This is a genomic window from Hymenobacter sp. (assembly GCF_035709525.1).
Classification (GTDB): domain Bacteria; phylum Bacteroidota; class Bacteroidia; order Cytophagales; family Hymenobacteraceae; genus Hymenobacter.
This window is the reverse complement of the sequence record NZ_DASTEP010000222.1, coordinates 1-21,888: the sequence shown is the minus strand read 5'-3', so window position 1 is coordinate 21,888 and position 21,888 is coordinate 1. Positions and strand designations below refer to the sequence as shown.

The 21,888-nt window shown below is 64.7% G+C and carries 15 protein-coding genes; 9 read left to right on the top strand and 6 right to left on the bottom strand.

The genetic code is table 11. The features are described from left to right. On the top strand, positions 1–4,878 hold the full coding sequence (locus VFO93_RS19575; RefSeq protein ID WP_325136079.1) for a gliding motility-associated C-terminal domain-containing protein: 4,878 nt from the start codon (positions 1–3) through the stop codon (positions 4,876–4,878). A 177-nt stretch (positions 4,879–5,055) separates the two neighbouring features. After that, the gene (lysA, locus tag VFO93_RS19570; protein WP_325136078.1) at positions 5,056–6,261 is read left to right on the top strand and encodes a diaminopimelate decarboxylase; all 1,206 of its coding nucleotides are present in this window, start codon (positions 5,056–5,058) and stop codon (positions 6,259–6,261) included. A 108-nt stretch (positions 6,262–6,369) separates the two neighbouring features. Here lysA and VFO93_RS19565 read toward each other — a convergent pair whose 3' ends face one another. Continuing rightward, positions 6,370–6,780 (bottom strand): hypothetical protein, encoded by a 411-nt coding sequence (locus VFO93_RS19565; RefSeq protein WP_325136077.1) that lies wholly within the window; start codon positions 6,778–6,780, stop codon positions 6,370–6,372. A gap of 122 nt (positions 6,781–6,902) precedes the next feature. On the opposite strand from VFO93_RS19565, the gene VFO93_RS19560 reads away from it, so the two are divergent. From VFO93_RS19560 to VFO93_RS19550, 3 genes are all read left to right on the top strand, one after another. Continuing rightward, positions 6,903–7,511, top strand: a complete 609-nt coding sequence (locus VFO93_RS19560) for a pentapeptide repeat-containing protein (RefSeq protein WP_325136076.1) — start codon at positions 6,903–6,905, stop codon at positions 7,509–7,511. A 55-nt stretch (positions 7,512–7,566) separates the two neighbouring features. Next, positions 7,567–8,121 carry a hypothetical protein gene (locus VFO93_RS19555; RefSeq protein WP_325136075.1) on the top strand — a complete coding sequence of 185 codons (555 nt, stop codon included), beginning with the start codon at positions 7,567–7,569 and terminating at the stop codon, positions 8,119–8,121. 65 nt (positions 8,122–8,186) lie between these two features. Next, entirely contained in the window at positions 8,187–8,714 is a 528-nt protein-coding gene (locus tag VFO93_RS19550) for an NAD(P)H-dependent oxidoreductase (RefSeq protein WP_325136074.1), read from the top strand. A gap of 86 nt (positions 8,715–8,800) precedes the next feature. Here VFO93_RS19550 and VFO93_RS19545 read toward each other — a convergent pair whose 3' ends face one another. After that, positions 8,801–11,746 carry a right-handed parallel beta-helix repeat-containing protein gene (locus VFO93_RS19545; RefSeq protein ID WP_325136073.1) on the bottom strand — a complete coding sequence of 982 codons (2,946 nt, stop codon included), beginning with the start codon at positions 11,744–11,746 and terminating at the stop codon, positions 8,801–8,803. 463 nt (positions 11,747–12,209) lie between these two features. Between VFO93_RS19545 and VFO93_RS19540 the strand changes: the two genes are divergently transcribed. From VFO93_RS19540 to VFO93_RS19525, 4 genes are all read left to right on the top strand, one after another. Further along, complete coding sequence (locus VFO93_RS19540; RefSeq protein ID WP_325136072.1) at positions 12,210–13,016, top strand: MbnP family protein; 807 nt, start codon at positions 12,210–12,212, stop codon at positions 13,014–13,016. Between the two features lie 11 nt (positions 13,017–13,027). Continuing rightward, a complete protein-coding gene (locus VFO93_RS19535; protein WP_325136071.1) occupies positions 13,028–14,146 on the top strand; it encodes a cytochrome-c peroxidase in 1,119 nt (372 codons plus the stop codon). 88 nt (positions 14,147–14,234) lie between these two features. Beyond that, positions 14,235–15,308, top strand: a complete 1,074-nt coding sequence (locus VFO93_RS19530; RefSeq protein ID WP_325136070.1) for a cytochrome-c peroxidase — start codon at positions 14,235–14,237, stop codon at positions 15,306–15,308. A 54-nt stretch (positions 15,309–15,362) separates the two neighbouring features. Continuing rightward, positions 15,363–16,472 (top strand): acyltransferase, encoded by a 1,110-nt coding sequence (locus VFO93_RS19525; RefSeq protein WP_325136069.1) that lies wholly within the window; start codon positions 15,363–15,365, stop codon positions 16,470–16,472. Between the two features lie 69 nt (positions 16,473–16,541). Here the strand turns inward: VFO93_RS19525 and ftsZ are convergent, their stop codons facing one another. The 4 genes from ftsZ to murC form a co-directional block, all read right to left on the bottom strand. Further along, a complete protein-coding gene (gene ftsZ, locus VFO93_RS19520) occupies positions 16,542–18,041 on the bottom strand; it encodes a cell division protein FtsZ (RefSeq protein ID WP_325136068.1) in 1,500 nt (499 codons plus the stop codon). Between the two features lie 114 nt (positions 18,042–18,155). After that, positions 18,156–19,577, bottom strand: a complete 1,422-nt coding sequence (ftsA, locus tag VFO93_RS19515) for a cell division protein FtsA (RefSeq protein WP_325136067.1) — start codon at positions 19,575–19,577, stop codon at positions 18,156–18,158. An 84-nt stretch (positions 19,578–19,661) separates the two neighbouring features. Beyond that, complete coding sequence (locus VFO93_RS19510) at positions 19,662–20,420, bottom strand: hypothetical protein (RefSeq protein ID WP_325136066.1); 759 nt, start codon at positions 20,418–20,420, stop codon at positions 19,662–19,664. A gap of 19 nt (positions 20,421–20,439) precedes the next feature. Continuing rightward, positions 20,440–21,834, bottom strand: coding sequence for a UDP-N-acetylmuramate--L-alanine ligase (murC, locus tag VFO93_RS19505; protein WP_325136065.1), 1,395 nt, complete (start codon positions 21,832–21,834; stop codon positions 20,440–20,442). Positions 21,835–21,888 lie beyond the last annotated feature (54 nt).

Genomic DNA, 21,888 nt, shown 5'->3' with positions numbered 1-21,888 from the left:
ATGACTGCAACCTTACTCCGCCGCGCCCACCTGCTACCGTGGCTGGTGCTTTTACTGACGCTGCTGGGCGGGGCCCGGCCGGCGCTGGCCTCGCACCTGCTGGGCGGCGAACTGACGTATAAATACCTCAACGCGGCCGGGCCCGCCGCTACCCCCTACCGCTACGAGATTACGCTGACCATCTACACGAACTGCAACAGCTCGGTGGGGGCGCCCACGGCGGCCGGCATCTATATCTACAACCAGGCGACGGGCGCGCTGCTGGCTTCGCCCTCGGTGGCCCGCACTTTCATTTCGCCCGCTTGCGTGACGGTGCCCGTGCCGCTGGGCTGCACCAACACGGGGGCCACGCAGCAGCCTTTTAAGGTGAACCGCTACGTGACGACCGTAAGCCTGCCAGCGGCTACCAACGGCTACTACGCCTACTTCACGTCGGGCAATCGCAACGCGGGCATTGCCAACATTGCCACTCCCGACTACGAGTACCTGACCTTGTACGCCACGCTGGCCCGGCCCGCGCTGGCCAACAGCTCGCCGGTGTTCGCAACCGACGCGCTGGCCGTGCTCTGCGCCGCCGACACTACGGTGGTGCTCAACAATGCGGTCGATGTCGATGGCGACCGGCTCGAATACAGCCTCGCCACGCCCTACAGCGCCTCGAACTACCCTACTACGTTTGCGCTGCCGCTCACCACTGTCACCTACAACCCGACCTACTCCAACGTGCGGCCGCTGGGGGCGTCGCCCAATTCGGCCAAGATAAATGCGTCGTCGGGCATCTCGAAGTTTTATGCTACCAGTACGGGCTCGCAGTACGCGGTGGCGATTGATGTAAAGGAGTACCGCACCATTGGCGGGGTAGAAACGCTGATTGGCACCACCCGGCGCGACGTGCAGCTCATCGTGGGCAGTTGCCCGCCTACCATGCCGCCCGTGCTGCCCACCAGCGCGGTAATGCCGCGCAGCTACACCATTGAGGCGGGCAGCACGCTGTCGATACCCATCACGGCCACGCAGCCCGACAGCCACCCGCTGACGCTGATGGCCAGCAGCACGCTGCTCGATGGCGCGGGCGGCTACGCGGCCACCTTTGGGGGCAATGCGGGCACGCCGCTGTACGCCGGCAGCCCGCTGGGCTCGCACACGGTGGCGGGCACCACCAACGGCACGGTGGCGGGCACCTTCGTGTTTACCCCGGCCTGCACCGACGTGCGCAGCACGCCCTACGACGTGACGCTGCTGGTAAATGACATTGGCTGCGCGGGCAAGCTCCGCAGCGAGGTGCTGCGCATTACGGTGGTGAAGCCCACCGGGCCCACCACCATCGCGGGCAACCTGGCCGTGTGCGGGCTGGGCACCACCCAAAGCTACACGGCCACCGGCGGCAATGCCTCGCGGGTGGCCTGGACCGTGACGGGCGGCACCATCGTGGGCAGCGCCACCGCCAACCCCGTGCAGGTGCTATGGCCCACGGCGGGCGCGGGCACCCTCACGGCGCAGGGCAGCACACAATACGGCTGCCTGGCCGACGCGGTGACGAAAAACGTTACCATCAACCCGGCCGCTACGCTCACGGTGACCGGCAACCTCACCATTTGCCAGGGCGGCAGTGCCAGCGTCAGCATTGTGGGCGGCACGGCCCCCTACCTGCTCACGGGCGGCGGGGCGGCGGTGACCGGGGCGGGGCTATTCGTGCTCCGGCCCAGCCAAACGACTACCTACACCGTCGCGAACGCGGTGGCCCCGGCCTCGGGCTGCCTGCCCACCGGGCAGTTTACCATCACGGTAAACCCGCTGCCGGTGGCTACGGCCGGGGCGGCGGTGGCGCTGTGCGCGGGCAACTCGGCGCAGTTGGGCGCGGCCCCGGTGGCGGGCACTACCTACAGCTGGAGCCCGGCCACCGGCCTCAGCAATGCCAGCGTGGCCAACCCCACCGTGACGCTGCCCAACACCGCCGGGGTTCCGATTACGCAGACCTATACCCTGACGGCGACCAACGCCGTTGGCTGCCAGGCCAGCAGCTCGGTAGTAGTGACGGTAGCGCCGCCGCCCGTGGCCAACGCCGGGGCGGCGATAGCCTTCTGCGCGGGTGGCACGGGCCAGCTGGGCGCGGCCCCGGCAGCGGGCCTGGCTTATAGCTGGAGCCCAGCCACCGGCCTCAGCAATGCCACCAGCGCCAACCCCACCGTGACGCTCCCCAACGCCACTGGCGCGCCCATCACCAAAACCTACACGCTGACCGTGACCAACGCCGCTGGCTGCACCAGCACCGGCACGGCGGCCGTGACCGTGCATCCTGCCCCGGTGGCTACGGCCGGCCCGGCCACCACCTTCTGCGCGGGTGGCTCGGCGCAGTTGGGCGCGGCCCCGGTGGCGGGCACTACCTACAGCTGGAGCCCGGCCACCGGCCTCAGCAATGCCAGCGTGGCCAACCCCACCGTGACCCTGCCCAACGTGACGGGTACCGCCGCTACCCACACGTATACCCTCACCGCGACCAACGCGGCGGGCTGCGCCAGCACGGCCGTAGTGGCCGTCACAGTGCTGCCGCTGCCCGTGGCCGTGCCCGGCGCAGCAAAAGCTATTTGCTCGGGCGGCAGCGCGCAGCTGGGCGCGGTGCCGCTAAACAGCCTGACCTACAGCTGGAGCCCGGCCACGGGCCTGAGCAGCGCCTCGGCGGCCAACCCTACCGTGACCTTGCCCAACCTGACCGGTGCACCCATCACGCATACGTACACCCTCACCGTGACCAGCGGCGCGGGCTGCACCAGCACGGGCACGGTAGTGGTGACGGTGAATCCGTTGCCGGTGGCCAACGCCGGCGCGGCGGTATCGCTGTGCGCGGGCAGCGCGGGCCAGCTAGGCGCGGCCCCGGTGGCCGGGCTGACGTATAGCTGGAGCCCAGCCACCGGCCTCAGCAGCAGCACCGTGGCCAACCCCACGGTGACTTTGGCGAATGCTACTGGCGCACCTCTCACCCAAACCTACACCCTGACCGCGACCAATGCCGCCGGCTGCGCCAGCACCAGCACCGTGCTCGTAACGGTGAGTTCGCTGCCCACGGCCAACGCCGGGGCGGCGGTAGCCTTCTGCACGGGCGGCTCGGGCCAGCTGGGCGCGGCCCCGGTGGCCGGGCTGACGTATAGCTGGAGCCCGGCCACCGGCCTCAGCAACGCCACCAGCGCCAACCCCACGGTGACACTGACCAACGCTACCGGCGCGCCCATTACCCAGACCTACACGCTGACGGCAACCAACGCAACCGGCTGCGCCAGCACCGCTACCGTGGCCGTGACCGTGAGCCCGCCGCCGCTGGCCGTGACGGGGGCTGCCCTCACGCGCTGCTCGGGCAATGCCGGGCAGCTGGGCGCGGCCCCGGTGGCGGGCACCACCTATAGCTGGAGCCCGGCCGCCGGCCTCAGCAATGCCAGCGTGGCCAACCCCACCGTGACGCTAACCAACGCGACGAGCACCGCCGCTACCCATACCTATACCCTCACCGTAACGAGCGCGGGCGGCTGCACCAACACCGGCACCGTGGCCGTGACGGTGCTACCCGCCCTCTTGCCGGGCAGCATCGGGGCCGACCAAACCGTGTGCGCAGGTGCGCTGCCGGCCCTGCTTACCAGCCTGAGCGCGGCGGGCGGCGGGCCGGGCACCTACACCTACCAGTGGGAATCATCAGCGGATAACCTGACCTGGACGGCCCTGGCCAACGTGACGACCCCGACTTGCGCGCCCGGCCCGGTGGCGGCCACTACCTACTTCCGGCGGCGCGTAGTGGCCAGCTGCGGCACGGCCTACTCCAACGTGGTGACCGTAACTACGCAGCCGCTGCTGGTACCCGCTGTGGCGTTGCCGGTGCTGCCGGCCCAGTGTGCGGGCACGGCCTTCACCTTCACGCCAGTGCCGACCAATGCTGGCAACAACCCTACCTACCAGTGGTTTGTGAACGGCACGGCGGTGGGCACCGGCCCCAGCTACACCAGCAGCACGCTGCGCGACGGCGACCTGGTGCGGGTAGTGCTCACGCCCACGGCGGGTTTTTGCGCCAGCGGCCCGGCCATCGCTACGGCCCGCGTGAGCTTGACGCCGGTGCTGATTTCGTCGGTGAAAATCGCCGCTACTACCACTCTGCCCGCGTGCCCCGGCGAGGTCGTGGCGTTTGGCATCGATGCGGTGGCCAACATCGGCACCAGCCCGCAGTACCAGTGGCAGGTAGATGGCGTGAGCATAGCCGGCGCCACCGGCCCGCGCTTCAGCAGCCGCACGCTGCACGACGGGCAGGCCGTGACGCTCCTCGTGCGCTCGACCGATGCCTGCGGCCAGCCCGCCACGGCCACTTCCAATGCCGTGCGCGTCAGCATCAACCAACCCGTGGCCCTGAGCGCCGGGCCCGACAAAACCATCACGGAAGGCGAATCGGTGGTGCTCGAAGGCACTGCCAGCGGCAGCGCCTTCGCGGTGTGGTCGCCAACCCAGACGCTGACCTTTGCCAGCGGCGACCGGCTGCGGCCCACCGCCGCGCCGCTGGTTACTACCACTTATACGCTCTCGGCCGGGGCGGGCGGGTGCGCCAGCACCAGCCAGGTAACGGTGACGGTGCTGCCGCGCCTGCGCATCCCCAACGTCTTCAGCCCCAACGGCGACAACAACGACGACACTTGGCAAATCGACAACCTCGACGCCTACCCCAACAGCCGCGTGGTCGTGTTCAACCGCTGGGGAGCCAAGATTTTTGAAGCCACCAACTACGCGCGCGGCAGCGAATGGCGCGGCACCATCAACGGCCAGCCCGTGCCTTTCGGCACCTATTACTACGTCATCACGCTCGGCAACGGCAAGTCGTTTACGGGGCCGCTCACGGTTATTAATTAGGTAGCGCAGCATTTTCCGCAGGGTTGCGCGGGGTTAAAAACGCAGGGTTTTAGCAGGGCTGTTTTCTAAAACCCCGCGCAACCCTGCGCTTTTAACCCCGCGCAACCCTGCGGGAAATGGTATTCGGGCGGACGTACCTTTGCGAAGCGGCCCAGGCGGCCGCTTTAGCTTGTTTTTATGTCGTCTGCGCTTCCTACTTCGGCCCTGCTGGCCGCCGCCGCCGAGTTCGGCACCCCGCTCTACGTGTACCAGGCCGATACCATTCGGGCGCAGTACCACAAGCTCACCAGCGCGTTTAGCGGCCATCCCACGCGGTTTTTCTACGCCTGCAAGGCCCTCACCAACGTGGCCGTGCTAAAGGTGCTGCTGGCCGAAGGCGCGGGCCTCGACTGCGTGAGCATCAACGAGGTAAAGCTAGGCTTGCACGTGGGCTTTCAGCCCGAAAATATTCTCTTTACGCCCAACAGCGTGGCCTTTAGCGAGTTGGTCGAAGCCAAGGAGTTGGGCGTGAATCTCAACATCGACAACCTCTCGCTACTGGAGCGCTTCGGGGCCACGTTTGGCGGCTCGTACCCAGTGTGCGTGCGCCTGAACCCGCACATCGAGGCGGGCGGCAACTACAAGATTTCGACCGGCCACATCGACAGCAAGTTCGGCGTCAGCATCCACCAGCTGCGCCACTTAGAACGGGTGGTGAAAGGCACCGGCCTGCACGTGCGCGGCCTGCACATGCACACGGGCTCCGAAATCAAGGACGTGAGCGTGTTTTTGCGGGTGCTGGAGGTGCTGTTCGACGCCGCCGGCCGCTTCCCCGACCTAGAGTTTCTCGACCTGGGCTCGGGCTTCAAGGTGCCCTACAAGCCCGGCGACCCCGAAACCGACGTGGCCAGCCTGGGCCAGCAGGTAGCGGCGGCCTTCAAAGCCTTTGAAAAAGAATACGGCCGCCCGCTCGAAGCCTGGTTTGAGCCCGGCAAGTACCTGGTGAGCGAGGCTGGCTACCTGCTGGTCGAAGTTTCGACCGTGAAGCACACCACGGCCACGGTGTTTGCGGGCGTCAATTCGGGCTTTAATCACCTAATTCGGCCCATGATGTACGACGCCTACCACTACATCTCCAACCTCACCAACCCCACCGCCCCCGAGCGCCTGTACACGGTGGTGGGCAACATCTGCGAAACCGACACTTTTGCCTGGGACCGCCTGCTGCCTGAGGTGCGCGAAGGCGACATTCTGGCTTTCCACAACGCCGGCGCCTACGGCTTCGAGATGAGCAGCTCGTTTAACTCGCGCCCCCGCCCCGCCGAGGTGTTGCTCGACGGCGGCGAGGCGCGCCTCATCCGCCGCCGCCAGACGTTCGAGGACTTACTGGCTGGGCAGGTGTGAGTTGTAGCGTAAGCTTTAGCTTGCGAGTGAGCGCAGCGAACATCCACGCATACTAAGCGTCTGCCAGCGTGGATGTTCGCTGCGCTCACTCGCAAGCTAAAGCTTACGCTACACGCTCACCAGCCACTTTGCCGCCTCCTCGTCGCTCTCAAAATTGCGGTACACGTGGCCGAGCTGCCGGCTACTGAGCACGAGGTTGGCGGTGGCCAGGCGCGCGAATACATTGTGCGCCACCACTATTGCGCCGTGGCGGTAGCCGTCTTCGCGCACGGCCTGGGGCAGCCACTCGGTGGTCATCCAGCGCTCTTCGCTGGGGCTGAAGGCGCTCATCTGCTGCTGATTGACGAGCATGCGGCTCCAGCCATTGCGGCGCAGTGCCAGGCGGGCATGGGTGAGCAAGTCGCGGAACTGCGTTTCGTTGCGCCGGCCAGGGTTGTAGTCGAGGCGCAGGTAGCCGGGCGGCTCTTCCCACAGGCTGCCGGCGTCGTTTTGGAAAGAAAGAGTGCGCGTAGCGGGCATGGCAACGATAAAACCGGGAATTTTGGGCCGGGCCAGTGAGCAAGCGCCGTGCCGAAACCACCTTGCTTTGCCTTAACTCCGAAACTATACTTCAGGTTAAATTTAATTTTCTCCTTTGCCCTATGAAACCCCGCCGCAAGCCCACCGCCCTGCGCAAGCCCGATTATTTTCCGGCCGAAAACGTGCTGACGGGCCTCGACGGGCCGCGCCTGCTGGCACTGGGCCGCGAGCTGGAGCAGTACCACTTCGTGGGCTGCGACCTGAGCGAAGTCAACCTCAGCGGGCTGCGCTTCGAGGACTGCCTCTTTGAGCGCTGCAACCTCACCAACGCCCGCCTCGGCGGCACGGCCCTGCAAAACGTGGCCTTCGCCGACTGCAAGCTGCTGGGCCTCAACTTCGGCGCGTGCCAGGATATGCTGTTCGGCGTGCATTTCGATGTTTGCCAGCTGCGCTACGCCTCGTTTGCGGGCAAGAAGCTGGCCGGTATGCGCTTTGGGCAGTGCAGCCTCGCGGAAGTCGATTTTACTAATGCCGACCTCAGCGCAGTAGTCTTCGCGAGCTGCGACCTCACGCAGGCCATTTTCCACGATACGCAACTGGTGGGCACGGACTTCACCACGGCCACCAATTTCAGCATCGACCCCGAGGCCAACCGCCTCACCGGCGCGCGCTTCGCGCTGGCCGGCCTGCCGGGCCTGCTCGACAAGTACGGGTTGGTGGTAGAGGCGTAGCGCGGCCCTAACCCCGCCCGCCCGGCCCGCGTAAGCGGGGCCCATGCTGTATTCGTTGCTTCTGACATCTTGGCTGGCTTCTTTCGCGGCGGCTTCCCCCACGCCGCCGGCGCAGCTGGTAGTGCCCGGCCGCAGCCTGGGCAGCCTCAAAATCGGGGCCGACGTGGCCACGCTGGCCACCTACGGCCCGCCCGACTACAGCGACGCGGCCATGCAAAAAGCCTGGGCTACCTGGTTTGGCAGCGGCCACCCGGCCGCGCAGCTCGATGTGTACAGCACGATGGTGCCGGGCCAGGACACCCACAAATCGGTGCAGGTAGTGCGGGCCACGTCCACTTACTTCCGCCTGGCCAACGGCCTGCGCAACGGCTCGTCGCTGCGCCAGATACAGGAGTGCTACGGTCGCCTGCCGCTGGCCGCCAGCTACCAGCTCAAGGCTGGCCCGCGCTACCTCTACGATAACGTGCCGCTGGGCATCGCCTTCGAGCTTGATGGCCAGGCCAGCCGTAGCACCTGCCGGGCGCTGGTGGTGCATCGGCCAGGGCAGGCCGTGAGTAAGATTTACCTGGCGATGCCGCTTTATTTGAAGGAAGTACCCGTAAGAAAGTGAGCGCTGCTGCCACTTTATAAAACAAAAGCTGATAGCCAACAGCTATCAGCTAACAGCTTAAAAGAATGCTTACCCTGCTCGTCGGCACCAGCCGCCCCCACTCGCGCACCCGGCGCGTGGCCGATTTCTACGCCCGCCTGCTCGACGAGCTCGGCGCAAGCTACCAGTTTCTGGACCTCACCGACCTGCCGGCCAACTTGCTCACCGAGGCGCTTTACCACAAAGCCGGGCAGCACGAGGCGTTCAACCGCCTCATCGCGCCGCTCGACCGCTCCGAGAAAATCGTCATTTTCGCGCCCGAGTACAACTGCTCGATTCCGGGCGCGCTCAAGGCCTTTATCGACGCCCTGCCCTACCCCGGCGGCGTGCGCGGCAAAAAAGCCGCCCTGGTGTCGCTGAGCTCGGGCGGGCAGGGCGGCCTGCTGGCCCTGAGCCACCTCACCGACATCCTGTTTTACCTCGGCACGGCCGTGCTGCCGCAGCGCGTGCGCCTGCCGCACATCAGCCAGGTTTTAGCGGAAAGCGGCGACATCACCGACCCGCTGCTGCGCCAGGTGTTGCGCGAGCAGGCCGAGGCGCTGCTGAAGTGGTAGTTGCTACGCCGAGATTTTACGCAAAACGCCGGTCATTGCTTCGCGGCGAAGCAATGACCGGCGTTTTGCGTAAATCCCACTTAGCGCTATTGCACGACCAGGCGTTGCGGCTTGCTGGCCAGGCCCGCGCCCTGCACGTGTAGCAGGTACACGCCGGTGCCCAGCGCGGCGGGCAGGCGCACGGTGGCCTGGGTGCCGGCCAGCGGCTGGGTCAGCACGGTGCGGCCACTGAGGTCGGTGAGCACCAGCCGGGCGGCCGGGCCGGCGGCCGTGGGCAGCTGCACGGTTACCTGGCCGTGGGCGGGGTTAGGGTATACCGACAGCTCGGTTTTGGCCGGGGCGGCCGTGGCCAGCGGGCTGCCGCCGAGTGCCACGGCCGCGATGGCCGAGTAGCGGGCCGCCGCCGTGGGCGTGGTTTGGCGCAGGCGGTAGTAAGCCTGGGTGAGGCCCTGCACCGCCTGGTCGCGGTAGGTGTAGGTGCGGGCCTGGGCGCTGAGGCCCTGGCTAGGCACGAAACCAACCTGCTGCCAGGCGGCCGCATCGGGCGAGCGCTCCACGGCGTAGCCGTAGGTGTTGGTTTCGTCAGAAAGCGTCCATTTAAGGTCCACGGCCTGGGGGCTGGGCTGGCTAGCCGCAAACGTGAGCAGCTGCGCCGACAACGGGTTGACGCTGGCCGACAGCGAGCCCAGCGTGAACACGCCGCCGCTGGCCGGCTGCGCCGCCAGCACCGAGCCCGCGCCGAGGCTGCCGCCCAGGCCGCCATGGCCGAGGGTTTGCCACTGCGCGCCCGCCAGCGTGGCTACCTGAATGTCAGTCGAAAAGTCGTCGAGGCCGCTGCGGAAGGCATCTTCCCAGAACAGGCGCACCTGCACCGCGTCGGTAGTGCCGGCCCCGTCGAGCGTCCAGTGCTCTACCTGGCTTACCTCGCTGAGCGGGCTGGCCACGGCGCGCGTGGGGTGCGCAGCGGCTACGTACTCGGCGGTGAAGGCCGTACCGGAACTGGCCGGAGCCGAGATGCCCAGGCGCGCCCACTGCCCGCCCTTACCCAGCGGGAACACGAAGGCTTGCTGGCCTATTTTGCGCAGCGGGCCATCGATATAGGAGGTAGCGGTGCCCGCCGTGGCGGTGGCCCCATCGGCCAGCGTGAGCAGCGCGGCGGGCGTGGTACGCACCAGGCCGTCGCTGAGCGTGAGCGCGCCGGTGAGGGTGAGCGGCGCGCCGAGCGTCAGCACCTTGCCGGGCGCGGCCAGCGTGAGGTCGCGCAGCGTGGCGGGGCCGGCGGGCAGCAGCGTGAGGTTGCGGCTGGGGCTGATAGTCTCGGTGTAGGTGCCGGCGGCCAGGCGCAGGGTGCCGTTTTTGGGCAGCAAAGCCAGGCCTTCGGCCAGCGGCGTGGCACTGCCGGGGCTGCCGGCGTCCACGTTCAGGTAGTCGAGCGGCGTCTGGAAGCCCGGCGCGGCCGAAGCGGCCACCGCGCTATTCAAAAACGGCGAGTAGTCGACCTGGCCCGTTCCTGCCAGCGCCGAAACCTCGGCAAAGCCCGCTGCCGGGCCGCCCAGCGTCACGACGCTACCGCCCAGGCCGGTTGCGCCGCGCACGGCGGTGGCGTCGTTGCTACCCAGCCAGTTGAGCGACGCCTCCACGGGGTTCGTCACATTCACCGCCCGGATGGCCACGGCGCAGCTGTCGAGGCGATTGCCCCGGATGCTGTCGCCGCTCGACACCAGCAGGCCGTTGCGGCTGATGTCGAAAAACGGCGTCGCGCCCGTGCTGTTGCTGGGGCGGTCCTGCACCTGAATGGCGAGCTGGCACTGCGTTATCACATTGCCAAACACCTTGTTATTAGCCCCTTCCAGCACCACGCCGAAGCCACTGTTGTTGGCGGCCGCGCTGGCGGCATCGGCCCCGAAGCCGCGCACCGTGTTGCGGGCCACGTAGAGGCCGCCCGTCACGAGGTCGCCCGTGACGCCCCCGCCGCCCGCGATGACGTTGCGGTCGCGGTCGATGAAGAGGATGCCCGCCTTGTCGGCGCTCAGGCTGGCCGACGCGCCGGGGGCGCGCACGATGGTGTTGGCGCGCACCACCAAGCTGCCGGGGCCGCTGCCCAGGCCCGTGCCGGTGCACGATTTCAGCTCCAGCCCGCTGCCGACGCTCGTGCTGATACTATTGCCTTCGATGAGCGCCGCCGGGCCGGTGTAGCTGCCGCTCGCCGCCCGCGCGCCGCCGGCCCCGAGCACGGCCAGCGCCGGCTCGTCGTTTTGCTCAAACCGGCAGTTGCGCACCGTCAGGTCGCTCACGCTACCGTCGTTGACGTCGACGCCGCTGCGGCGGTTAAACGAGAACACGCTGTTTTCAACCACGATAGCCGCCTTGTGGCCATTCGCCAGGAAAAAGCCCCGGCCGGCCCCGTTGGCAGTAGTGTTGGCGCCTTCGGCCGTGTAGGTGGCGTGTACGCGGCGCAGCGTGAGGTGCTGCACGCCCGCCAGGCTGTTCCAGAAAATGCCCTGGCGGCGGTTGTGGGTCGTTTCCACGTCTTCGAGCAGCAGGTAGGCCTGCGGGCCGCTGCCTTCCGACTGAATGCCGAAGTCATAATTCTGAAACGTGAGCCCCGCGATGGTGAGCGGCTGGGCGCTGCTGCCGCCGCCCACGGTCAGGCGCAGGCCGGCCTCGCTGGTTTGGGTGGCGGCGGGCAGCAGCCCCCCGTCGAAGATGGTGGCGTGGGCGGGCTGCCCCGCCGCCGTGCCGGCCCCGCGCAGGCTAATGACCTTAGCCAGCACCACCCGCTCGGCGTAGGTGCCGGCGTCGATAAAGATGGTTTGGGTAGCGGCGTCGGCCTGCGCCAGGGCCCGCGCCACGGTAGCAAAGGGCGCGGCCGCCGAGCCGTCGCCGGTAGCATCGCTACCCGGGGCGCTGGTAAATACGTCGCCGCTCGCGCTACCGTCGTTTACGTAGAGCGCCGCGCCTGGGGCCTGCGCCTGGGCACGGGTGGCCGCCCCCGCCGCCAGCAACAGAATAAGAGGTAAGGAATTTTTCATGGAAGTCAGACTTATCAGGATAAAAGGAATGGAATTATCAATTGTATTTTTTAAGTAATTGATTTTATAATTCAATCTTTCAACTAGAACACTTTACAAAAATACATACTACCCTTCAATAAATTAACTACGGCATCTACAAAAAACAGCCACTCTAAATTCCTTACCTAAATTATATATTTCACATATAATGCGAGCAGATTGGCTTTCGCAGGTGCGGCTCACGCCGGGTAGTTGGAGGGTAGCCCACCGCCAGCATTTACTACCCGGCAGCGCAGGCGGCGGGCCCGCGCTTCATAGCTTACTCAGTGAAATGCGCTAGCTTAGCAGAAGCAGTCGCTGAACTTTCTGGCCTCGGCGCGTGTGGCAGCGGGGGCCGGGCCGGTGGCGGCCACACTTCTAAGCGGCGTGGCTGCCAGCGGGTAGCCGCGTTGATTGCGCTTCATTTTTTACGTTTTGGCTTATGAAAAACCGTACTTTTCCCGTGCTCCTATTGCTGGCGGCCCCGCTGGCGCTGCTCAGCGGCTGCAAAAAAGACAGCGACTCGCCCGACACCGGCTCGGTCAACTTCACGGTGCAAAACGTGGCCCCAACCGGCAGCGCCGGTAGCACGCTGCAACCTATCACGCTGAACGTGACCAGCGCCACCACGGCAGCCGGTGAAACGTTCACCGTCACCAGGTTTGAGTATTACCTGTCCAACATCAAGTTCACGAAAAGCGACGGCACTACCTACGCCGCGCCCGACACGTACTACCTGGTAGACCAGGCCACGGCCAAGACGCTGAGCTTCACGGTGCCCAACGTGCCGGCCGGCGACTACACCGGCGTAAGCTTTATCGTGGGGGTCGATGCCCAGAAAACCGGCCTCACCGACCCGCTCACGTTTACGGGCCAGTTTGAGGCTCTTAACCCGGCCAACAACATGTATTGGAGTTGGAACAGCGGCCACATTTTTATGAAAATGGAGGCTTCGCTGACCTCGGCCAACCCTGCCAAGCCGCTGACCTGCCACATTGGGGGCTACACCGGGGCCACGAGCGCCATCGTGACGGCCGCGCCCTCATTTGGCAGCAGCAAGCTGACCGTGCGCACCGACAAAGCCCCGACCATCGCGCTGCAAGCCAACGTAGTGAAGCTTTTCGACGGACCTAACCCGATTACCCTCAGCACCTTCACGGGGGCGCACATGCCTGGCGCGCAGTCGGTGCAGATAGCCCAGAACTACGCGGCCGGCATGTTCAGCGTCACCCAAATCAACGCCAACTAGCCCACCTGCCCGTGGCCACCCCCACCGCCCAGCCGTGGATGCGCCAGCCGCTGGGCTGGCTGCTGCTGGCTGCCCTAGCAGCGGTGGGCGGCGCGGCCGTGGCACCCTGGCGGCAGCCGGTGGCCGCGGCGGCCTTGCTCGCGCCGCCCGCCAACTTCCCGGCCCCGGTGTACGAGGTAGCCACAAACCAGCCCGACGAGGCGGCTTTCGAGCTGGGCCGGGCGCTGTTCTACGATGCGCGCCTGTCGAGCGACGGGCGGGTGTCGTGCGGCAACTGCCACCAGCAGGCGCGGGCCTTCACCGACGGGCGGGCGCTGGCCGTGGGCGTGGCCGGCCGCCGCAGCCTGCGCAATTCGCCGGCTTTGCAAAACCTGGCCTGGCACCGCAGCTTTATGGCCGATGGCGGCGTGCGCGGGCTGGCGCTGCAAGCGCTGGCCCCGCTCACGAGCGCTCAGGAAATGAACACGCCGCTGGCCACGGCACTGGCCAAGCTCAACGCCGACCCCGAGTATCGCCGCCGCTTCGCGGCTGTGTACGGGCCGGGCGCGGTTGACATGCCCCGGTTTCTGCGGGCGCTGGCGCAGTTTACGTCGGCACTTACCTCTACCAACTCGCGCTACGACAAGCACGTGCGCTACGAGCCGGGCGGCGCGCTGTCGGCCGCCGAGCAGCGCGGGCGGGCACTGTTTCAAGCCAAGTGCAGCGGCTGCCACGCCACCGACCTGTTCACCGACGAGTCGTTTCGCAACAATGGCCTGGACGCGAGTTTCCCCGTCGATTCGGGCCGCGCCCACATCACGCTGCTGCCCGCCGACGCGGGCCGCTTCCGGGTGCCGAGCTTGCGCAACGTGGCCCGCACCGCGCCCTACATGCACGACGGGCGCTTTGCTACCCTGGCGCAAGTGCTGCGCCACTACGCCCACGGCGTGCGCCCCTCGCGTACTCTCGACCCGCTTTTGCGCCAGCCCGATGGCCGCCCCGGCCTGGCCCTCACCGAGGCCCAGCAGCAAGAGCTACTCGCCTTTTTGCAAACGCTTACCGACACGGAGTTTCTGACCAACCCGCGCTTTGCGCCCCCAGTGACCCGGCAAGAAACTAAGCCGCACGGCATAGGGTTGACAGCAAACTAGTTGTATATTTCGCCTTAATAATTTTAATTTATTCGGTATGGCGCGGCGCTTTACTCACCTTGGGGTTTCGATTTTGCTGCTGGCTGGCATGGCGCTAGCCGGTTGCTCTAAGAAAAAGGAAGAAGCCATTGACCCGGTGGTGCCGGCCCCCACGCCCTACACGCTGGTAGTGCCGGCGGGCTTTCCCACGCCCGTCATTCCGGCCGACAACCCGCTCACTAACGAGGGCGTGGCGCTGGGCCGGATGCTGTTCTACGAAACCAAGCTGTCGAGCAACAACACGATGTCGTGCGGCTCGTGCCACCAGCAAAACAAGGCCTTCACCGACGGCCTGGCCAAGGCCGTGGGCGTCGATGGCATTGTCAACCCGCGCGGCACCATGTCGCTGGCCAACGTGATGTGGAGCAACACGCTGACCTGGGACGGGGCTTTTTCCACCCTCGAAGCGCAGGCGCACAAGCCCATCGAAAACCCGATTGAGATGCATCAGTCGCTGGCAATCGGTGTGACCAAGCTTCAGAATACCAACACGTATCCGCCGCTGTTTGAGGCCGCTTTTGGCACGAAAACCATCACCAGCGACCTGATGCTGAAGGCCCTCACGCAGTTCGAGCGCACGCTGATTTCGGGCAACTCGCGCTACGACAAGTTTAGCCGGACCCAGCAGGGGCTATCGGCCGATGAGCTGGCGGGGCTCAAGCTCTACTCTACCCACATTACGCCGCGCCAGGTGCGCGGGGCTGAGTGCTTCCACTGCCACACGCTGCCGCTCACGTCGTCGAACTTCGCCGCGCAGTTTTTCAACAACGGCCTCGACATGACCTTTGCCGATGCCGGCCGGGGCATTGTCACGGGCCAGGCCTTTGACAACGGTAAGTTTGTAGCGCCCACGCTGCGCAACATCACGCTCACGGCCCCCTACATGCACGACGGCCGCTTCACGACGCTGGAGCAGGTGCTCGACCACTACTCCGACCACGTGCAGATGAACAGCCCCGGCCTCGACCCCATGCTCATTCAGGGCATCAACGACCCCATCTTCAACCCCGGCCGCATGGGCCTCACGGCCACCGAAAAGCGTCAGGTTATTGCCTTTCTGAAAACGCTGACCGATTCGACGTTCATCACCGACAAGCGCTTTTCGGACCCTTTTAAGCCGTAGGGCGCGCCGCGCCGAAGCCCGGCCGGTGCGTATTTTGGGGGCTCGTTTGACCCCATGCTACCTCAGCCTCTACCGCCTGCCCTTCTGCGTCGCCAACCCGAACTAATAGGTCTGCGGGTGCTGGCCATTAGCTTGGTCGTGTTGAAGCACTGGACGCTCCCAGCGTTTCCACTCGGCGAAATGGGCCGCATACCGCTGTTTGTTCTCAGCGGCTACCTGATTTCGGGCATCATCTGGAAAAACAGTATTTACTGGGGCACAGACCGGGCGGTACTCTACCGGCTGGGAGTTTTTTACACTCGGCGTTTTCTGCGCATCATTCCGCCCTATTACCTTTCATTAGGCTTGGGGGCGTTGCTGCCACTGGTTACTTTGCATCAGCACCCTGGCTGGTTTCTGCTGCCGCTGGCCAATGTGCTGTGCTACCGGCTGGGCAACTGGCCTGAAGGGGTAGGCCACTACTGGACGCTGGCCGTGGAAGAGCAGTTCTACTTTATCTGGCCGCTGCTGCTGGGGCTTTTCCAGCGCCGCGCCAGCTGGCTTTGGCTGCTTATCGCTGGCGGCTTTGCGCACCGCATCTACGGGGTCTTTTACCTGGCACCAGCGGCTGCTTCGCAGGCCACGGTGCTGCTGCCGTCCTGCCTCGATTTGTTTGCCTTTGGTGCGCTTCTACAGCTCCATATGTCGGCCGAGCGTCGGCGCACGCAGCCAGCGCCGGCCTACCCAGGCTGGCCTGCCCTACTTATCACGCTCGCCTGGTGCTTGTTGTGGCGGGCTACTCAACAGTTGCCCTACCCCGAGCAACTGTGGGAAGTACTATCACCTAGCCTGGGCGGGCTGGCCAGCTATTTTGCCCTGCGCTGGCTGATGCATTCGCCAAGTCAGGCGCGTTGGCTGGCCCACCCGCTTGCTTTGTGGCTGGGCAAGCGCAGCTACGGCTTGTATCTCTACCACTTGCTGCTGCCCGTATTTTATCAGCGCCTAGTGTATCATCTGCTGCCCGAGGGCCAGGCTACCCTTCGGCAGTTCTGGCTTGGCACCGGCCCCACTTTGCTTTTGCTCTGCCCGGCGTTGGCGGGGCTGAGCGCGCTTTCCTGGCACTACATAGAAGCCCCGCTGGATAAGTTTCGCCTGCGTTTCACTTATTCCCGCCATACGGCTTAATTTACCTATCCTAAGCAAAAGGCCCCAACTACCTGAGTAGCTGGGGCCTTTTGCTTGGATGGCTAATGCTTAGTCCACGTTGTCGTGCAAAAAGCGATTGTCGCCCAGCAGCTCATTGTCGTCCGACAAGTTGAAGCGGGAGATGTTCTGCGCGTTGCTCGGCGTCACGGGCTCCAGCTTCTGGCCGCGGCGCAGGTAGGCGGGCGTGTCAAGGTGGGCCGTGGCCTCGGGCGACAAGCCCTGGTTTTGGCTGAGTTGCTGCAAGCGGTTGCGGCGCTCGAGGGCCTGCGCTTCGAGGGCAGCCGGGCGGGGGCGCGGCTGCGGCGCGGGGGCCGGCTGGCTGCTGTTAAGTAGTACCGGCTCGCCGGGGGCCGTGATGGGGGCGCCCGTCAGCGGGGCGTGCGTGTTGGGCGAGGTCGGGCCGTTGAGGTCGAAGGTGACGCGGGCCGGCTCGGGGGCCACCGGAGCCGTGAAGCTGGGCACCAGCGGCGCGGCGGGCCGCTCCTTTTCGGGCGCGGGCACCTGGGCCGCTACGGCCACCGGCTCGGGAGCCGTTTCGGCAGCAGCGCTGGGCACGCGGCCGTTGGCGTTGATGGTGTGCGCCTCGCGGGCAAAGCCCGTGGCAATCACCGTCACGCGGATGCTCTGGCCCAGCGTCTCATCGATGCCGTGGCCGAAAATCATTTCAGCGTCTTCGCCAGCCTTGCCCTGGATGTACTCGGTGATTTCCGACAGCTCGTCCATTTCCAGCTCGGCCTGCTCGCCCGACATGATGCTGAGCAGAATGCGCTGCGCACCCTGAATGTCGGTGTTGTTGAGCAGCGGCGAGTTGAGCGCCTCCTCGGCGGCGCGCTTCGCCCGGTTTTCGCCCTCCGTAATGGAGCTGCCCATCACGGCCGCGCCCGAGTCCTTCATCACCGTTTTAACGTCTTCGAAGTCCACGTTCACGTCGCTCGTCACCGTGATAATCTCGGCAATCGACTTGGCAGCCGTGGTCAGCACCGTGTCGGCTTTGGCAAAGGCCAGGCCCATGGTCAGGTTGCCGTAGAGCTGCCGCAGCTTGTCGTTGAGAATCACCAGCACCGTATCGCAGCTTTCGCTTAGCTCCTTGATGCCCTGCTCGGCCTGCTCGCGCTTCTTTTTGCCTTCAAACATGAAGGGTGCCGTTACGATGCCCACCGTCAGGATGCCCAGCTCCTGCGCTACTTGCGCGATAACCGGGGCCGCGCCCGTGCCAGTGCCGCCGCCCATGCCCGCCGTGATAAACAGCATCTTGGTGCCATTGCTCAGCAGCTCGCGGATTTGCTCGCGGCTTTCGAGTGCCGCCTGGCGGCCGCGCTCGGGCTTCGCGCCCGCACCGAGGCCCTCAGTGAGGTCAATGCCAATTTGCAGCTTATTGGGCACGCTGGAGCTTTCCAGCGCCTGCCGGTCGGTATTGCAGATAATAAACTCCACGTCCTTGATGCCCTGCTTGTGCATGTGCTTCACGGCGTTGGAGCCCCCACCCCCTACCCCAATCACCTTAATGATGGAGCGGCTCTGGGATGGTATATCGAAAGTAAAATTCATAACGGGTTCATTTAACATTTAACATTTAACATTTCACAGCTTCCCAAGCGGTAGTATGCTGTTAATCGCGCAAAGCGAGGCTGTTAAATGTTAAATGATAATTGTTAAATGAGATTAATATTGCTTGTCGTCGAAGTCGTCAATCAGAATGCCCTTGAGCTTGCGCGTGATGTCGCCCAGGTACGAGCCAAATTTGCTTGGGCCTTTCGGGGCCTTGGGCTCTTCGGGGGCTGGGGCGGGCGCGGGTGCCGGGGCCGCCGGCGCGGCCGTGAAGCTGGGGATAACTGGTGCGGCTACTGGCGCGGGAGCGGCCGGCGCGGGCTGGTAGCTGTAGCTGCTCAGCTCTTCTTCGCCGTAGCCGGGGCGGGCGGCGCTACGCTCATCCTGGGCCTGGTAGCCGGCCAGCACGAGGCCCACGCCGGTGGCGTGCATCGGCGACTTCACGCTCTCGATGCGGCTCTTGCCCAAGTGCTGGTTGGGGTAGCCGATGCGTGTGTCGAGGCCAGTGAGGTATTCGGTTAGCTGCTCCAGGTTTTGGAGCTGCGAGCCGCCACCCGTGAGGACGATGCCGGCCGACAGATGCTCGTGCAAGCCCATGCGGTAGATTTCGGCGTACACCAGCTCGATAATCTCCGACATGCGGGCTTCGATGATGTAAGCCAAATTCTTGAGCGATACCTCCTTAGGCGGGCGGTTGGGCAAGCCCGGAATGCTCACGATTTCGTAGTCGCTGGCTTCCTCAGCAATGGCTTTACCAAACTTCACCTTCAGTTGCTCGGCCTGGTTGGGCGTCACGTTGCAGCCCTGCTTGATGTCCTGCGTGATAACATTGCCCCCAAACGGCAGCACCGCCGCGTGGCGGATAATGCCGTCCTTGAACACTGCCAGGTCGGTAGTGCCGCCGCCGATGTCCACGAGCGCCACGCCGGCCTCTTTCTCCTCGTCGCTCAGCACCGATACGCTCGACGCCAGCGGCTCCAGAATGAGGTCCGAAATGGCCAGGCCGGCCTTGGTCACGCACTTGTTGATGTTGTTGATAGCCGAGCTTTGCGCGGTGATAATGTGGAAGTTGCCTTCCAGCCGCACGCCGGCCATGCCCACCGGGTCGGTTACGCCGCCCTCAAAATCGACTTTGTAATCCTGCGGCATCACGTGGATAATCTGCGAGCCGGGGGGCGTCACGAGGCGGTACATGTCGGCCGTGAGGCGGTTCACGTCGTCCTGCGTAATCTCGTTGTCGCCGCTCGGGCGCGTGATGGAGCCATTGTGTTGCAGCGACTTAATATGCTGCCCCGCAATGCCCACGTTCACTACGCCAATATCGATTCCGGACTGCTCCTCGGCCTGTCGGATAGCGCGCTTAATCGCCTCCACCGTTTTGTCGATGTTGAGCACGATGCCGCGCTGCACGCCGTCGGAAACGGCCGTGCCCATACCCATAATTTCGAGTTTGCCATACTCGTTTTTACGCCCCACTAAGGCGCATATTTTAGTGGTGCCGATGTCGAGACCGACGACAATTTTGTCCTGTTGCATAGGTGTGGGGCGAGCGTGAAAGAGCGGAGGCTAAGCTAGTTAGCTAAGGTAGCAAAAATTAGAAACTTAAGGAACAATCACTTGTCACTCACAAATGATTTGATTTTGGTATTCCACGTTCACGCGGTGGTAGGTATCCCACCCCAAAACAGAAGGAATTTGACGGTAAAATACCATCAATTTGGCGAATTTTTCCGAAATATCTTCTGGCGGCCCAAACTCAATTCGTTGGTCACCGACCTGCTGCGTGAAGCTGAGCTTGCCACCTGGCTCTACGAATACTTCAGCTACCTGCGCGCGCCAGAACGGGTGTTCGTCTACGTAACGCAGGAAATCTAGATACCCTCTGGCGGTACTATCCTGAAAAAAAGTTGGGGCCAGGGCTCCGCCGCCCGCCCGGCTCACGGTGGCTACCCGCGCCGTGTAGAGCGGCGACAGCGGCAGGCGGCGGCCCTCGGCATCGACGTAGCTGTCGAGGCGCGTGTCGGCGTGCACGAGGCGCGCAATGGGGTGGTTTTGGTGCACATCGGCGTGCAGATTACCAGCCAAATCGCGGTACACTTGCGCCTCGCGCACGAAGGGGTGCGCCCGTAGCCTTTTTTCGAGCACGCGCAGGCGGTCGCCCTCCGGCACGGTGCCGATTACGGGCTCTTTGCCGCCGTTGGTAAGCAGAGCCGTAACGCCGCGCTCGCTGATAAAATAATTATCTGCATCATTGGCCACATTCACCACAATTTCCGTCACGGGCCGGTGCGCCTGCCGGAAAGTCGCGAACGCGCCGATGCCCAGCAAGCCCAGCAGGCAAGCCAGCGCGACGGTCAGATTACGGACGGATTTATCCATGAGAAATGTAGCGTAAGCTTTAGCTTGCAGGTGTCAGAATAACCTTCAACTTCGGCACCAGCGTATCGATATCGCCGGCCCCGACCGTGGCCAAAACCTCAAAATTAGCGTCGCTGCGGGCGTTTTCGAGCACGTCTTCTTTGGTTTGAATAGATTTGCGCGGCGCGGTAATCGCGTCGAGCAGCATCGCCGACGTCACGCCGGGCAACGGCAGCTCGCGGGCCGGGTAGATGTCGAGCAGCACTACCTCGTCGGCCAGACTCAGGCTTTGCGAAAATCCCTCGGCAAAGTCGCGGGTGCGGGTAAATAAGTGTGGCTGGAAGATAACCCGCAGCTGCTTAGCCGGGTAGAGCGCGCGCAGCGAGCGCAGAAAGGCCTCGATTTCGCGTGGGTGGTGGGCGTAGTCGTCCACGTACACCTTGTCGGGATTCGTGACGACAAACTCGAACCGGCGCTTCACGCCCCGGTAGGCGGCCACGGCCTCGCGCAGCGCCTGCTCCCCTACCCCGTGCAGCTGCGCCACGGCGGCGGCAGCCAGCATATTTTCCACGTTGTGGAAACCCGGCACGGCCAGCTCCAGCCCCGCCACCATGCCCTGCGGCCCGTGCAAATCGAAGTAAAATTTGTGGCCTTCGGGCGTGATGTTTTCGGCAAATAAATCGGGCCCCTGCGCGGCCGTGAGGCCGTAGCGCAGCACCCGCGTGCCGGCCGGCGCAGCGGCGGCCACGCGGGCATCGGCGGTGTGGTTGAGCAGCAGCGTGCCGCCCGGCTTGAGTTGCGCCGCAAACTGGCAAAACGACTCCACCAGCGCCTCTTTATTGCCGTAGATATCGAGGTGGTCGGCATCAGTACTAGTGATGATGGCCACGTCGGGGTGCAGCGTCAGGAAGCTACGGTCGTACTCATCAGCCTCTACCACCACGGGCGCGGTGGGGCTTTTGGGTAGCAATAAATTACTCTCCAGATTCACCGCGATGCCGCCCAGAAACGCGCCCGCATCCAGCCCCGCGTGGTGCAGCAAATGCGCCACCATGCTGCTGGTCGTGGTCTTGCCGTGGGTACCAGCTACGGCGATAGTAGGCTTACCTTCGGTGAGCACGCCCAGCACCTGGCTGCGCTTGCGGATGTCGTAGCCCTGCGCCCGCAGCCACGCCCACTCGCGGCTATCAGTCGGAATGGCGGGCGTAAGCACCACCAGCGTCTTGGCCGGATTCTCCCGGACTTCGGCCGGGATATTCTCTACCGTGTCGGCGTAATGCACGGCAATTCCTTCAGCTTGCAGCGCCTGCGTCAGCGGCGTTTCGGTTTTGTCGTAGCCGCTCACGCTGTGCCCGTTGGCCTTAAACCAACGCGCCAGCGCCGACATGCCGATGCCGCCGATACCGAGGAAGAATATGTAAGGAAATTGCTGCATAGTTTACGTATCTCATTTGTCCGTCATGCTGAGCGCAGCGCAGCGGAGTCGAAG

Excerpts from the sequence above, each read along its gene's own strand:
- VFO93_RS19575 (WP_325136079.1), top strand. The coding sequence starts at position 1 with ATGACTGCAACCTTACTCCGCCGCGCCCACCTGCTACCGTGGCTGGTG.
- lysA (WP_325136078.1), top strand. The coding sequence starts at position 5,056 with ATGTCGTCTGCGCTTCCTACTTCGGCCCTGCTGGCCGCCGCCGCCGAG.
- VFO93_RS19565 (WP_325136077.1), bottom strand. The coding sequence starts at position 6,780 with ATGCCCGCTACGCGCACTCTTTCTTTCCAAAACGACGCCGGCAGCCTG.
- VFO93_RS19560 (WP_325136076.1), top strand. The coding sequence starts at position 6,903 with ATGAAACCCCGCCGCAAGCCCACCGCCCTGCGCAAGCCCGATTATTTT.
- VFO93_RS19550 (WP_325136074.1), top strand. The coding sequence starts at position 8,187 with ATGCTTACCCTGCTCGTCGGCACCAGCCGCCCCCACTCGCGCACCCGG.
- VFO93_RS19545 (WP_325136073.1), bottom strand. The coding sequence starts at position 11,746 with ATGAAAAATTCCTTACCTCTTATTCTGTTGCTGGCGGCGGGGGCGGCC.
- VFO93_RS19540 (WP_325136072.1), top strand. The coding sequence starts at position 12,210 with ATGAAAAACCGTACTTTTCCCGTGCTCCTATTGCTGGCGGCCCCGCTG.
- VFO93_RS19530 (WP_325136070.1), top strand. The coding sequence starts at position 14,235 with ATGGCGCTAGCCGGTTGCTCTAAGAAAAAGGAAGAAGCCATTGACCCG.
- VFO93_RS19525 (WP_325136069.1), top strand. The coding sequence starts at position 15,363 with ATGCTACCTCAGCCTCTACCGCCTGCCCTTCTGCGTCGCCAACCCGAA.
- ftsZ (WP_325136068.1), bottom strand. The coding sequence starts at position 18,041 with ATGAATTTTACTTTCGATATACCATCCCAGAGCCGCTCCATCATTAAG.
- ftsA (WP_325136067.1), bottom strand. The coding sequence starts at position 19,577 with ATGCAACAGGACAAAATTGTCGTCGGTCTCGACATCGGCACCACTAAA.
- VFO93_RS19510 (WP_325136066.1), bottom strand. The coding sequence starts at position 20,420 with ATGGATAAATCCGTCCGTAATCTGACCGTCGCGCTGGCTTGCCTGCTG.
- murC (WP_325136065.1), bottom strand. The coding sequence starts at position 21,834 with ATGCAGCAATTTCCTTACATATTCTTCCTCGGTATCGGCGGCATCGGC.